The following is a 13,971-nucleotide window of genomic DNA, read 5'->3' as shown; positions in this document are numbered from 1 at the left end:
GAAGAACTTAGAGTTGGCTCGAAGTCAAGCATCGGGGCGGAAGGCGGCCATGAGCACTGCGCTGAGCATCGGTGAGGTGGCGCGCCGCGCCGACGTCGCTCCCACCACGCTGCGGTACTACGAGAAGATCGGGCTGCTGACGCCACCGTCGCGGACGGGAGGCCAACGTCGCTACGACGACGCGGTGCTGACCAGGCTGGAGGTGATCGGGTTGTGTAAGGCAGCCGGGTTCACCCTCGACGAGATTGCCGTGCTGCTCGACGACGACGCACCCGGGCGGCCGGCCAGTAGGGTGTTGGCGCAGGACAAGCTTGCCGAGATCGACACGCAGATGGCAACTTTGGCGCGGGCCCGGGAACTCATCGAATGGGCGATGGCGGTCTCAACGAGGTGCGAGCCGTGTCGGTAACGTGGGGACCATGAACGATTCTGTCGACGCCGCGAACGAGTCTCGGCACCTCAGCGCGTGGATCAATCGCTCGGCGATCGACGTGTACCGCTATGCCGCCGATCCGGCGCACGTGCCCGAGTGGGCGGCGGGCCTGGCCCGCAGCGAGCTGACCCGGGTCGGCGACACCTGGGTGGCGCAGTCTCCGATGGGGGAGATCACCATCGAATTCACGCCGGCCAACGATCTCGGGGTGCTCGACCACGTGGTCACTCTGCCGTCCGGCGAGCCGGTGTTCAATCCGCTGCGGGTTGTGCCCGCCGGTAAGGACTGGTGCGAGGTGGTGTTCACGCTGCGGCGCAGGCCCGAGATGTCCGACGAGGACTATGCGGCGGACGCCGCGGCGGTGGCGGCCGACCTGGCCACCCTGAAACGAATTCTTGAGCGCTAGCGGCGGCGCGGGCGGCGCAGGCCGAAGACCAGCCACACCGCGGTCGAGGTGCCCGCGGCCAGCAGCACGGCCGGTGCGGCGCTGGCGGTGACGAGGCCGACCGCGACGAAGACGATCAGGCCGAGTGCCAGCGCGACGAGCTTGTAGCGCGGCCACGGTACGCCCGCGATCTGCACCCGGTCCAAGCTTGTCATGGGTCGACTATACATCGTTTTCGGGTGTCCGAAACTTATGATTCGCCGAATGCTGTTCTCGGGTGTGCGGGCAGCACTGCCAGCGCGAATACGGCGCCGGCAACGCAGACCGCAGCGGCAGTCAGGCACCCGGCCTGAAAGCCGGCCAGGAAAGCGTTGTCGACGGCACCACGCACCGCGCCGGCCAGCGGCGACGGTGCCTGGGCGGACACCGCAAGGCCCTGAGCCAGGCCTTCGCGGGCCACGGTCTGAGCGGACGGCGGCATCGCGCCGAGAGCCTGACTGTCGGCCAGATGCCGGATATAGAGCGTCGAGAAGATGCTGCCGATCACCGCGACGCCGAGGGTGCCGCCCACTTGACGGGTGGCGTCGTTGACGGCCGACCCCGCGCCGGCCTGCTCGGGCCGCACCACCCCCATGATCGAGTCGGTGGCCGGCGCGGTGGTGAGCCCGAGTCCGCCGCCGAGCAGCACCATCTGCATGGCCATCGTCGGGTAGGTGATGCTCAGGTCGCTTTCGGCGATCCATCCGAATGCGGCGGCCAGCAGCAGGAGGCCAACGAAGACAACGGCTTTGGTGCCGATCCGACTCACCGCCAGCCGGGTGCCGATGATCGAACCGACGGCGATGGACAGCGCCACGGGCAGGATGCGCACCCCGGTTTCCAGCGGGCTGTAACCCTGTATCAGCTGCATGAACTGGGTGATCAGGAAGATGAACCCGAACAGCGCGAAGAACGCGACCGTCACCGCGCCGCTGGCGGCGCTGAACCGCAGGTTGGTGAACAAACTGACATCGATCAACGGATAGCGCTGGCGCCGTTCCCACCATGCGAAGCTCACTGCGGCGGCCAGCGCGACGGCGAAGCCGGTCAGTGTCGGCGCACTGCTCCAGCCGCGATCCGGGGCTTCGATGATGGTGTAGACCAGCGCGCCCAGCATGACCACCGACAGTACGAGTCCGCCGACGTCGAGCCGGTTGTGCCGGTCTGGGGACGCGGCCGGGATGATGAACGGGGCCGCCAGTGCGGCGGCCAGCGCGATAGGTGCGAGCGCGAGAAACAGGCTGCCCCACCAGAACACCTCCAGCAGCGCGCCGCCGAGGATTGGTCCGATCGCCACGCCCAACCCGGTCACCGCCCCCCACACGCCGATGGCGGCAGCGCGTTGCCGCGGATCGCGGAAGGTGTCGGTGATGATCGCCAGTGTCGTGGGAAAGATCAGGGCCGAGGCCACCCCCATTACCAGCCGCATGCCGATCAGCGGTCCGGTCGAGGTGCACAGGGCGGCGGCGACACTGCTGAGCGCGAACAGGATCAGGCCGGCGATCAGGGTGCCGCGGCGGCCGAAGCGGTCGCCGACGGTGCCACCGGCCAGCACCAGTGCGGCGAACGCCAGATTGTAGGCGTCGACGATCCATTGTAGAGCTCGTGTCGAGGCGCCGAGTGACGAATTCAGCGTTGGCAGAGCAACATTGACGATCGTGGTCTCGATGTTGATTGCCAGCGCGGCCACCAGGACCACGGCGAGGATCGCAACGGGCCGGACGCGCCGCGGCGCGCTGTGCGGTGACTCGGGGGAGCGGGTGTCGACGGACATGGGCGAACCTTCATGTTGACGGCGATAACATCCCGGAGCATGCCAGCGCAAGTTAGCGCTGTCAACATTTGACTACTGCAGGCCGGTGGCGAACACGTCAAGCAGCCGGTCGGTGATCAGCTGTTGGCGATCGGTGCCCGCCATGCCGAGGGGACCGTCAAGGAACAGCGTCGCCGCACCGTGCACGGCCGCCCAGGCCGCCTCGTCGAAACCGTCCCGGCGGTCCTCGGCGAGCATGCCGGCGGCCACCACCTCGTCGATACAGCCGCGCAGGATCTGGAACGGATGGCGGTCAGCCGGCACCGCCTCTTCGGCGGGTTCGGTGCCGTCCGGCAGGAACGCGGTGCGGAACAGCCCGGGCTCGGCCAGGGCGAAGTCAATGTAGGCCTGGCCGGTGGCCCGGAATCGGGCCAGTGCCCGGTCTGACCGCGTCCCCTGCGCCGCAACGGCATCCAGCGCCGCGACCATCGCCTCGCCCAACCGGGTCATGACGTTGGCCTTCACCGCTGCCAACAATGCCTGCCGGTCGGCGTAATGGCGGTAGGCGGCCGAGTTGCTGACGCCGGCCAGGCGCTGGACATCGCGCAGCACCACCGCGTCGGGCCCACCGGCCCTAGCCAACGCGACACCGTGGTCGAGCAGGGCCTGTCGCAGGTTGCCGTGGTGGTAAGAGGCGGTCGCCATGTTGACAAGTGTTACATCGCCGCGGGAGTTCTCACACCGTCGCTATCGGCAAAGTGAGCGCGGTTTATCGTCGCGATAACGCGCCCCGGCGCCTCCCGTAATGTCCGCCGGGCACGGTGAAGCCGTGGCTACCCGGGATGACTGCGCTGAGGCCATCCGTACCGTGTGCTCCTACTGCGGCGTCGGGTGTGGCATCGACGTGCGTACCAAGCCCGGCGTGGGAGGTCCGGTCATCGCCAATATCGTCGGCGACCAGCTTCACCCCACCAATCTCGGCCGGCTGTGCACGAAGGGGGCCACGCACGCCGACCTCATGGGGAACACCGAAGGCCGTGCGATCGATGCGCTGATCCGTCCGGCGCGCGGCGAGGAGTTCGTCGCCGCGCCTGTCGATGACGCGGTCGCGGCCGTGGGCACCCGGCTGCGCGCGATCCTGGACCGACACGGCCCGGATTCGATTGCGCTGTACGTCTCCGGGCAGATGTCCATGGAAGCGCAGTACCTGGCCACCAAACTGGCCAAGGGTTTCATCCGGACCGTCAACATCGAATCCAACTCCCGGCTGTGCATGGCCAGCGCGGCGACCGGATACAAACAATCGCTGGGCGCCGATGGCCCGCCCGGCTCCTATTCGGATATCGACTGTGCTGACCTGTTTTTCGTCGTTGGCGCGAATATGGCCGACTGCCATCCGATCCTGTTCCTGCGGATGGCCGACCGGATGCGGGCCGGCGCCAAGCTGATCGTCGTCGACCCGCGCCGCACTGCCACCGCGGACAAGGCCGACCTGTTTCTCCAAATCCGGCCGGGCACCGACCTCGCGCTGCTGAACGGCCTGCTGCACCTGCTGGTGGCCTCCGGCGATATCGACACCGACTTCATCGCCGAACACACCGAGGGCTGGGACGCCATGGAAGCGTTCCTCGCTGACTACCCCCCGGCGCGGGTGGCCGAACTCACCGGCCTGACCGAAGCCGATATCCGCACCGCGGCAACGATGATCGGGCAGGCGGGTGACTGGATGTCGCTGTGGACGATGGGCCTCAACCAGAGCACCCACGGCACCTGGAACACCAACGCCATCTGCAACCTGCACCTGGCCACCGGGGCGATCTGCCGGCCCGGCAGCGGCCCGATGTCGCTGACCGGCCAGCCCAACGCGATGGGCGGCCGCGAAATGGGTTATCTGGGACCAGGTTTGCCCGGTCAGCGATCGGTGGCCTCCGCCGACGATCGGGCCTTCGTCGAAGCGGTGTGGGAATTGGCACCGGGAACGATCCGCGCCGACACCAACCGGGGCACCATCGACATGTTCGAGCAGATGGCAGCCGGAGATATCAAGGCCTGCTGGATCATCTGTACCAACCCGGTGGCCACCGTACCCAACCGCACCACCGTCATCACCGGCCTGGAGACCGCGGAGCTGGTCGTCACCCAGGACGCCTACCGCGACACCGCCACCAACCGCTACGCCGACGTCGTGTTGCCTGCGGCATTGTGGGCCGAAGCCGACGGGGTGATGGTGAACTCCGAACGCACCCTGACCATGGTGCGCGAATGTGTTTCACCTGCCGGGCAGTCCCGCCCGGACTGGCAGCTGATCTGTCAGGTCGCCGACGCCATGGGATTCGGTGCGCACTTCGGCTATGAGTCCAGCGAGCAGATCTTCGACGAGATCCGGCGGTTCGCCAATCCCAAGACCGGATACGACATTCGCGGCGCGAGCTATCAGCGGCTGCGCGAGACGCCGGTGCAATGGCCGTGCCCGCCCGGCGACGAGCAGAATCGGCACCCGATTCGCTATCTCAACGACGGTGTCCTGGCGTTCCCCACGCCGTCGCGCCGGGCGGTGTTCCACGCCCGGCCGCACATGGACGCCCGTGAATTGCCGGACGACGACTATCCCTTCGTGTTGAACACCGGCCGGCTGGCCCACCAATGGCACACCATGACCAAGACCGGCCGGGTCGCCAAGCTGAACAAACTCAACGGCAACCCCTTCGTCGAGATCAACCCCGATGACGCCGCCGCCCTGGGTATTTGCGACGGACGCACCGTCGAACTGCAATCCCGGCGGGGCCGGGCTGTGCTGCCCGCCGTCGTCACCGACCGGGTCCGGCCGGGTAATTGTTTCGCGCCCTTCCACTGGAACGACGAACACGGTGAGTACCTGGCGATCAACGCCTTGACCAGCGACGCCGTTGATGCCGATTCGCTGCAACCGGAACTGAAAGTGTGCGCGGTGAGTTTGCGCCCTGACAGGACTCTGCGTGCCAGTACGACCGCCGCTGGACAACCGTCGATGAATGCCGACGTACCCGCCCCGGCTCCCGGCCCGTGGGTGCTGTGGGCATCGCAGACCGGAAATGCCGAGGAGCTCGCGGCCGGGCTGGTCGACCAGCTTGAGGCGGCCGGACTTGGGGGCAGGCTGGTGAGCATGGACGACTGCCCGGTCAGTGATCTCGCGCAGCGTGACGTCCTGGTGGTCACCAGCACCTTCGGCGACGGTGATCCGCCCGACAACGGTGCCGGCTTCTGGGACCGGCTGCGGGCGCCGGATGCCCCGGAGCTGCGCGGGCTTCGGTACGCGGTGCTGGGAATCGGTGACCGGTCCTACGGCCAGTTCTGCGGCCACGCCCGGTCGCTCGACACCCGGCTGGCCGAGCTCGGTGGTGCCCGGCTGCTCGACCGCAGGGACTGCGAGGTCCACGACGAGGAATCGGTGACAGTGTGGGCCCGGCAGGTGATCGAGCTTGTCGACGTGGGCGAATCGGCACCGGTAGCGCTGGACGCGCCCGCAGCCCCTCGGCCCGCCGAACCGTTCACCCGCGCCAGGCCCGTCGCTGCGCGGTTGGCGCGCAACGCCAGACTCACCCCGGCATCGGCGGCCAAAGAGGTGCGGCAGCTGGGATTTGACATCTCCGAACACGACGTCAGCTATGCCGTCGGCGACTCGCTCGGGGTACTGCCGACCAACAGCGACGACGACGTCGTGGCTTGGCTGGCCGCGACCGGCCTGCGCGGGGACGACGTCGTCGAGGTCGACGGGGCGGAATGCACGCTGCGCGAAGCGCTCACCGAAAGCTACGACATCTGCCGAATCACGCCGAACCTGCTGGCCTTCCTCGCCGAGACGACCGTTGACCAGGCGGCGGCCAGAGACTTGCGGGCCGCTCGCACCCAACTGGACACCTGGCGGTTGGGGCGCAACGGGATCGACGTCGTTCGTGCCTTCGGGGTCAACGCCACTATCGAGCAGTGGCAGGAAGTGCTCGTTCGCCTGACACCCCGGCTGTACTCGATCTCGTCGAGCCCGTTGGTCAGCCCGCACGAAGTGCAGTTGACCGTGTCGATCGTCCGTTACCGGGCGCCGGACGGCGCGCAGCGCGGGGGAGTGTGCTCGACGTTCCTGGCCGACCGCGCCCGTGACGTTCCGGTGTTCCTGCAGAAATCACCGCACTTCCGCCCGCCCGACGATACGAGCACGCCGATCGTGATGATCGGTGCGGGCACCGGGATCGCGCCGTTCCGCGGCTTCCTTCAGGAGCGCCGCGCGTTGGGCCACACCGGGCGCAACTGGCTGTTCTTCGGTGACCGGCACCGGGCCGAAAACTTCTACTACGGCAACGATCTGACCGGCATGGTCACCGACGGCTTCTTGAACCGGCTCGACCTCGCCTTCTCCCGCGATCAACGCAAGCGAATCTATGTGCAGGACAACATGATCGCCGAGGGTGCGCAGCTGTGGGCGTGGTTGCAGGACGGCGCGCACCTCTACGTCTGCGGCGACGCCGCCGGCATGGCACGCGATGTCGACACCGCGCTGGACACGATTATCGGCACCCACGGCCAGCTGAGCGCCGAAGCCGCCCGCGACTACAAGCGCGAACTGGTCGCCGACAAGCGGTATCTGCGCGATGTGTACTGACCTCACCGCGGCGCCCGCGTCAAAGTGAGAAGGTTGTGACACTGCGATCACCGCGTGGCGCGAAGGCGCAACAAAGAATTTCTACCGTGAACGTATGCAGCCTTCTACCACTCGCAGTGGCTACGACATCGACGACTGGGATGCCGAGGACGTCGACGCCTGGAACACCGGCGGCGCGAAAATCGCACGCCGCAACCTGATCTGGTCGATCGTCGCCGAGCACGTCGGATTCTCGGTGTGGTCCATCTGGTCGGTGATGGTGTTGTTCATGCCGCAGAACGTCTACCACATCGACGCCGCGGGCAAGTTCTTCCTGGTGGCGGTCCCCACGCTGGTCGGTGCGGTCCTGCGCATCCCGTACACCTTCGCCGTGGCCCGCTTCGGCGGCCGCAACTGGACGATCTTCTCGGCCCTTGCGCTGCTGGTCCCGACCGTCCTCACGCTGTATTTCATGGCGCACCCGGGCACGTCGTACACCACCTTCCTGATCGTGGCCGCCTTCGCCGGACTCGGCGGTGGCAACTTCGCCTCCTCGATGGCCAATATCAATGCCTTCTACCCGCAGCGATACAAGGGCTGGGCGCTGGGTCTCAACGCCGGTGGCGGCAACATCGGTGTTGCCGTCATCCAGATCCTCGGCCTGCTGGTCATCGCGACTGTCGGCAATCGGTCCCCGCACCTGGTGTGTGCCGCCTACCTGGTACTGATCGCCATGGCGGCGCTGGGTGCGGCGGTGTTCATGAACAACCTCACCAACCAGCGCACTGATGCGCGGTCGATGATCGAAGTTCTGGCGCATCGTGATTCGTGGCTGATCTCGCTGCTCTACATCGGCACGTTCGGGTCGTTCATCGGGTTCGGCTTCGCGTTCGGGCAGGTGCTGCAGATCAACTTCCTGGCCGGGCTGTCGCACGGTGGACCGGTCACCCCTGCGATGACCGCCCAAGCGTCACTGCACGCCGCCCAGATCGCCTTCATCGGGCCGGTGCTCGGTTCGCTGTCGCGCCCGCTCGGCGGCTGGCTGTCGGACCGCTTCGGTGGCGGCAAGGTCACCCTCTACACGTTCGCCGCGATGATCGCCGCCGCCGCGTGGCTGGTGGCGGCCGGTGAGATCGACGACGCCACCGCCGGGCCGGCGTCGGGCGCCACCATGGTGGCCTTCATCGCCGGCTTCATCGCCCTGTTCATCTTGTCCGGCATGGGAAATGGTTCCACCTACAAGATGATCCCGTCGATCTTCGAGGCCAAGTCGCGCGGTCAGGGCGGCCTGAGTGCCGCCGAGAAGCGGGCCTGGTCGCAGCGGATGTCGGGCGCGCTGATCGGCATTGCCGGGTCCATCGGGGCACTCGGCGGGGTCGGCGTCAACATCGCGCTACGGGCGTCCTACCTGTCGCCGGCGAAATCGGCCACGATGGCCTTCTGGGTGTTCCTCGGCTTCTACGTGCTGTGCGCGGTCATCACTTGGGTGGCCTACGTGCGGACCCCGAAGAGGGTGAACGTCATCGCTGCCGACAACCCCGCCGTCGATAGCGCCGCGGTGGCCGCATGACCGCCGAACGGACCGTCGTGGTCGTCGGCCACGGCATGGTCGGGCACCGGTTCGTCGAGGCGCTGCGGGACCGGGACCGGGATGGAGCCTGGCGGGTCGTGGTGCTGTGTGAGGAACCCACCGCGGCCTACGACCGGGTGGGGTTGTCCTCCTACATCGACGGGTGGGACCGCGCAACGCTGGCATTGTCCGGAAACGATTACCCCGGAGACGATCTGGTCGATCTTCGGGTGGGCGAACCCGCCACCGCGATCGACCGGGAAGGCCGTCGCGTAATCACATCAGCGGGGGAGCGTATCGGCTACGACGCCGTGGTGCTGGCCACCGGCTCGTACCCGTTCGTGCCGCCGATCCCCGGCAGCGATCTGGACCGCTGCTTCGTCTACCGGACGCTGGAAGACCTCGACGCCATCCGGGCGGCGGCATCAACAGCGCGGCCCGGTGCCGTCGGCATCGTTGTCGGTGGTGGTCTGCTGGGGCTGGAGGCGGCCAACGCGTTGCGGATGCTGGGCCTGACACCCCATGTGCTGGAACGCTCCCCGCGGCTGATGCCCATCCAGGTCGACGACGGCGGCGGGGCGCTGCTGAACCGGCTCATCACCGAACTCGGCATCACCGTGCATACGGACGTGGCGTCCACCGAGATCGTCGACAACGGTGACGGCATCACGGTGTCGCTGTCCAATGGCGAACGGCTCGACGCTGCACTGCTGGTGTTCTCCGCGGGTGTACGCCCGCGCGACGAGCTGGCCGCCGAATGCGGCCTGCCGCTCGCCGAACGTGGTGGGGTGCTGACCGACATCAGCTGCGCCACTTCCGATCCGCGGGTGTTCGCCATCGGTGAGGTCGCCGCGGTCGAGGGTCGCTGCTACGGACTGGTCGCGCCCGGCTACACGATGGCCGAGGTGGTGGCCGATCGGCTGATCGGCGGCACGGCCGAATTCCCCGGTGCCGATCTGTCCACCAAACTCAAGCTACTCGGCGTCGACGTGGCCAGCTTCGGTGACGCCCACGCCAGCACGCCCGGTGCGCTGGAGGTGGTGCTCAACGACGCCGTCAATCAGACCTACGCCAAACTCGTCGTATCCGATGACGTTTCGACGCTGCTGGGCGGGATCCTGGTCGGTGACGCAGGAGCGTACTCCACCCTGCGCCCGCTGGTTGGCCAGCCGCTGCCCGCCGATCCGGCGACGCTGATCTCACCGGCCGGGGCGCAGGTGGGTGTGGGTGCGCTGCCCGACGACGCGCAGATCTGCTCGTGCAACGCGGTGACCAAAGGAGCCATCGGCAGAGCTATTGCGCAAGGCGCCCACGATGTCCCGGCCATCAAGTGCGCCACCGCGGCCGGGACCTCCTGCGGCAGTTGTATTCCGATGCTCAAGCGGCTGCTCGAGGCGCAGGGCGTGGCGATGTCCACAGCGCTGTGCGAACATTTCGAGCAGACCCGCGCCGAGCTGTTCCAGATCGTCTCGACCACCGGTATCCGCACCTTCTCTGCGCTGATCGCCGAGTACGGCACCGGCGCCGGGTGCGACATCTGCAAGCCCGTGGTGGCCTCGATCCTGGCGTCCACGTCGTCGGATCACATCCTCGACGACGAGACGGCCGGACTGCAGGACACTAACGATCATTTCCTGGCCAACATCCAGCGCAACGGCACGTACTCGGTGGTGCCGCGGCTACCCGGTGGTGAAGTCACTCCGGAGAAGCTGATGGTGATCGCCGAGGTGGCCCGGGATTTCGGCCTCTACACCAAGATCACCGGCGGGCAGCGCATCGACTTGTTCGGCGCTCGCGTCGAACAGCTCCCACAGATCTGGAAGCGCCTGGTGGATGCCGGGATGGAATCCGGCCATGCCTACGGCAAATCCCTGCGGACGGTGAAGAGCTGTGTGGGTTCCACCTGGTGCCGTTACGGGGTGCAGGACTCGGTGGCGATGGCCGTCGACCTCGAATTGCGTTATCGCGGGCTGCGTTCGCCGCACAAGATCAAGATGGGCGTGTCGGGCTGCCAACGCGAATGCGCCGAAGCCCGCGGCAAGGACGTCGGCGTGATCGCCACTGAGAAGGGCTGGAACCTCTACGTCGGTGGCAACGGTGGAGCCAACCCCAAGCACGCCCAGCTGCTGGCCGGCGATCTCGACTCCGAAACCCTGGTGCGCTACATCGACCGCTATTTGATGTTCTACATTCGCACCGCAGACCGCTTGCAGCGCACCGCAGTCTGGCAGGAGACCATCTCCGGTGGGCTTGACCACATCAGGGATGTGGTGTGTGCGGACTCGTTGGGCATCGCCGCCGATCTGGATGACGCCATGGCCCGGCATGTGGACGGCTACTCCGACGAGTGGGCCGGCGTGCTCAATGACCGCGACAAACTGAGCCGGTTCGTCTCCTTCGCCAATGCGCCGGGGGAGCCCGATCCGACGATCGCGTTCGACGAGACCGGACCGCGCAAGGTGCCCCTGCTGCTGGGCCTGCCGAGCAGCGTCAACGCTGCGGAAAGCCGCCCGTAACAGTTGTGAAACATGACCGCTCTATCAAGGGCTTGGAGGCTTGAAACCATGACAGTTCTTGCGGATAGACGTGCCGGGCTCGCCCTGGATATCTGGACGCCCGCGTGTGCACGCAGCGCGCTGCTCGCCGGTCGGGGCGTGGCGGTGCTGCTGGGAGACGGTGAGCAAGCCGCGCTGTTCCTGTTGGCCGACGGCACGCTGGCCGCCGTCGGCAATATCGACCCGTTCGGCCGCGCCGCGGTGATGTCTCGCGGCATCGTCGGGGATCGGCGCGGCGAGCCGACCGTGGCGTCGCCGTTGCTCAAGCAGGTGTTCTCCTTTGTCGACGGTCGGTGCCTCGACGACGAGTCATACGCGCTGCCGGTCTACGACGTCAGGGTGGTCGATGGATTCGTCGAGATCAGAAGTCACTGACCCGCTGGCCGGCTTCACCGTGGGGGTGACCGCCGCGCGCCGGGCCGAAGAACTCATCACGCTGCTCGAGCGCCGCGGCGCCGCCGTCGTTCACGCGCCGGCGATCCGCATCGTGCCGCTGGTCGACGATGTCGAGCTGCGCCGGGTGACCACGCAGCTCATCGAACAACCACCCGACCTGGTCGTGGTGACTACCGGGATCGGTTTTCGGGGCTGGGTCGAGGCGGCGCACGGCTGGGATGTCTCCGACCAGCTCAGTGCCGCGCTCGAATCGACGCGCATCCTGGCTCGCGGGCCCAAGGCGCGCGGTGCGGTCCGCCAGGCCGGGCTGTGCGAGGAGTGGAGCCCGGAGTCGGAATCTTCGGTGGAAGTGCTCGAGCGCTTGCTGTCCGAGGGGGTGGATCAACTGCGCGTCGCGGTGCAGCTGCACGGCGCCGCCAGCGAATGGGAGCCCGACACCGATATCTGTGATGCGCTGACCCGGGCGGGCGCCCACGTGGTCAAGGTCCCGGTGTATCGCTGGGAGCCGCCGGAGGATTCCCGGCGGGTCGATGCGTTGATCGCGGCGATCATCAGCGCCGACGTCGACGCGGTGAGCTTCACCAGTGCACCGGCCGTCGCGGCAACGTTAGAGCGTGCGAAAGCCCTTGGCGCCCTGGAATGTCTGATCAAGGCGCTGCGCAACGACGTCGCGGTGTTCTGTGTCGGCCCGGTGACCGCAACCCCGCTGACCCGGCTGGGAATCGACGCCCGTTACCCGCAGCGCTACCGGCTTGGCGCGCTGGCCCGGCTGATCACTGACGAATTGCCTTGCCTGGCAAAACAGTACAGTGCAGGCGGGCACGCTATCAGCGTTCGAAGCGCCAGTGTCGAGGTGGACGGCGACCTCAAGGTGCTGCCTCCCGCGGCCATGGCGCTGCTGCGCCGGCTGCTGGTGGCACCCGGGCTGGTGGTGTCCCGGGAAGAGCTGCTGGCCGAACTGCCCGGCGGGGGCGGCGACACCCACGCGGTGGAGACCGCAATGGCCCGGCTGCGGTCGGCGCTGGCCGCCCCCCGCGTCGTCCAGACTGTGGTCAAACGCGGGTATCGCCTGGCACTGGACACCACCACGATATGACGCAAGAACTGATTCTGGTCGCCCACGGAACCCGAAATCCCCAGGGGCTGGCCACCATCACCGAGATCGCGTCGGCCGTCGCCGAGCAGGTCGGCGCGGTGCGCACCGCATTCGTCGACGTACTCGGTCCCAATCCCCGTGAGGTGCTGGAGAACACGGCAAGCTCGGTTGTTGTCGTGCCCGCCTTTCTTGCATCGGGCTACCACGTCAACACCGACTTGCCGGCGCGAGTGGCCGAAAGTGGCCACGCATGCGTCACCATCACCCCAGCGCTGGGGCCCGATTCGGTCCTGGCCGGGATCATGCACGCCCGACTGCTCGACGTCGGCTGGTCGCCGGGCGATGCGGTGGTGATGGCGGCGGCCGGATCGTCGGATCCCGCCGCGCGGCGCGAACTGACGCAGGCCGCGGCGCTGTTGGGCACGCTGGTAGGGGAGGTTCACCTCGGATTCGTGGCCACTGGCGCGCCGTCCGTCGCCGATATCGTGCGCCGGCTTCGGAGGTCCGGGCGGCGGGTGTTCATCGCTTCCTACCTGCTGGCGCCCGGGGTGTTCCACACCAAACTCGGCCAGTGCGGCGCATATGCAGTGACCGAACCGCTGGGTGCGCACCCCGACCTGGTGGCGCTGCTGGCCCATCGCTTCCGCGCGCCGGTCGGCCTAGGCTGGAGTTCATGCCACTGACTGGAGAGTACGAACCCAGTTCTTCGGACTGGGCGCGCGAAAACGCCGAGCTGTACATGTCGTCGGGCGGAACCGAGGGCACCGAACTCAAGGGCAAGGCCGTCATCCTGCTGACCACCATCGGGGCCAAGACCGGCAAGGTCCGTAAGACGCCGCTGATGCGGGTCGAGCACAACGGCGAGTACGCCGTCGTCGCCTCGCTCGGCGGCGCCCCGAAGAACCCGGTCTGGTACTACAACGTCAAGGCCCATCCGCAGGTAGAGCTGCAGGACGGCACCACCAGCGGCGAATACGAAGCCCGCGAGGTCTTCGGCGACGAGAAGGCCACCTGGTGGCAGCGCGCGGTGGAGGCGTTCCCCGACTACGCCGAGTATCAGCAGAAAACCGACCGTGAGATCCCGGTGTTCGTGCTCAGCCCGATTCACTGATTAGCCCCCGATGGTGGCACC

At 67.4% G+C, this 13,971-nt stretch carries 12 protein-coding genes; 9 read left to right on the top strand and 3 right to left on the bottom strand.

Features of this window, described 5'->3' with window-relative positions:
* The first annotated feature begins 49 nt into the window (after positions 1-49).
* Entirely contained in the window at positions 50-409 is a 360-nt protein-coding gene (locus G6N38_RS28335) for a MerR family transcriptional regulator (protein WP_163751409.1), read from the top strand.
* Between the two features lie 10 nt (positions 410-419).
* On the top strand, positions 420-839 hold the full coding sequence (locus G6N38_RS28330; protein WP_163751408.1) for an SRPBCC family protein: 420 nt from the start codon (positions 420-422) through the stop codon (positions 837-839).
* On the opposite strand, the gene G6N38_RS28325 is transcribed toward G6N38_RS28330, so the two are convergent.
* The 3 genes from G6N38_RS28325 to G6N38_RS28315 all read right to left on the bottom strand — a co-directional run bounded on the left by G6N38_RS28325 (position 836) and on the right by G6N38_RS28315 (position 3,315).
* A complete protein-coding gene (locus tag G6N38_RS28325; protein WP_163751407.1) occupies positions 836-1,033 on the bottom strand; it encodes a hypothetical protein in 198 nt (65 codons plus the stop codon). The genes G6N38_RS28330 and G6N38_RS28325 overlap by 4 nt on opposite strands.
* 35 nt (positions 1,034-1,068) lie before the next feature.
* On the bottom strand, positions 1,069-2,631 hold the full coding sequence (locus G6N38_RS28320) for an MFS transporter (protein ID WP_163751406.1): 1,563 nt from the start codon (positions 2,629-2,631) through the stop codon (positions 1,069-1,071).
* Positions 2,632-2,703: 72 nt separating this feature from the next.
* Positions 2,704-3,315: a TetR/AcrR family transcriptional regulator gene (locus G6N38_RS28315; protein ID WP_163751405.1), complete on the bottom strand. Its 612-nt coding sequence runs from the start codon at positions 3,313-3,315 to the stop codon at positions 2,704-2,706.
* Positions 3,316-3,415: 100 nt separating this feature from the next.
* On the opposite strand from G6N38_RS28315, the gene G6N38_RS28310 reads away from it, so the two are divergent.
* From G6N38_RS28310 to G6N38_RS28280, 7 genes are all read left to right on the top strand, one after another.
* Positions 3,416-7,243, top strand: a complete 3,828-nt coding sequence (locus G6N38_RS28310; protein ID WP_163751404.1) for a bifunctional nitrate reductase/sulfite reductase flavoprotein subunit alpha — start codon at positions 3,416-3,418, stop codon at positions 7,241-7,243.
* A 94-nt stretch (positions 7,244-7,337) separates the two neighbouring features.
* Positions 7,338-8,792, top strand: a complete 1,455-nt coding sequence (locus G6N38_RS28305) for a nitrate/nitrite transporter (protein ID WP_163751403.1) — start codon at positions 7,338-7,340, stop codon at positions 8,790-8,792.
* A complete protein-coding gene (nirB, locus tag G6N38_RS28300) occupies positions 8,789-11,308 on the top strand; it encodes a nitrite reductase large subunit NirB (protein ID WP_163751402.1) in 2,520 nt (839 codons plus the stop codon). Before G6N38_RS28305 ends, nirB begins: the two co-directional genes overlap by 4 nt.
* Before the next feature lie 48 nt (positions 11,309-11,356).
* On the top strand, positions 11,357-11,722 hold the full coding sequence (nirD, locus tag G6N38_RS28295) for a nitrite reductase small subunit NirD (protein ID WP_163751401.1): 366 nt from the start codon (positions 11,357-11,359) through the stop codon (positions 11,720-11,722).
* Positions 11,694-12,839 (top strand): uroporphyrinogen-III synthase, encoded by a 1,146-nt coding sequence (locus G6N38_RS28290; protein WP_163751400.1) that lies wholly within the window; start codon positions 11,694-11,696, stop codon positions 12,837-12,839. Before nirD ends, G6N38_RS28290 begins: the two co-directional genes overlap by 29 nt.
* A complete protein-coding gene (locus G6N38_RS28285) occupies positions 12,836-13,522 on the top strand; it encodes a sirohydrochlorin chelatase (RefSeq protein ID WP_163751399.1) in 687 nt (228 codons plus the stop codon). Before G6N38_RS28290 ends, G6N38_RS28285 begins: the two co-directional genes overlap by 4 nt.
* Positions 13,513-13,950 (top strand): nitroreductase family deazaflavin-dependent oxidoreductase, encoded by a 438-nt coding sequence (locus G6N38_RS28280; RefSeq protein ID WP_163751398.1) that lies wholly within the window; start codon positions 13,513-13,515, stop codon positions 13,948-13,950. Before G6N38_RS28285 ends, G6N38_RS28280 begins: the two co-directional genes overlap by 10 nt.
* Positions 13,951-13,971: the final 21 nt, after the last annotated feature.

Origin of the sequence: Mycolicibacterium helvum (assembly GCF_010731895.1) — a bacterium.
Taxonomy (GTDB): domain Bacteria; phylum Actinomycetota; class Actinomycetes; order Mycobacteriales; family Mycobacteriaceae; genus Mycobacterium; species Mycobacterium helvum.
The sequence above is the reverse complement of the archived record's forward strand: the minus strand, read 5'-3'. Positions and strand labels throughout refer to the sequence as shown.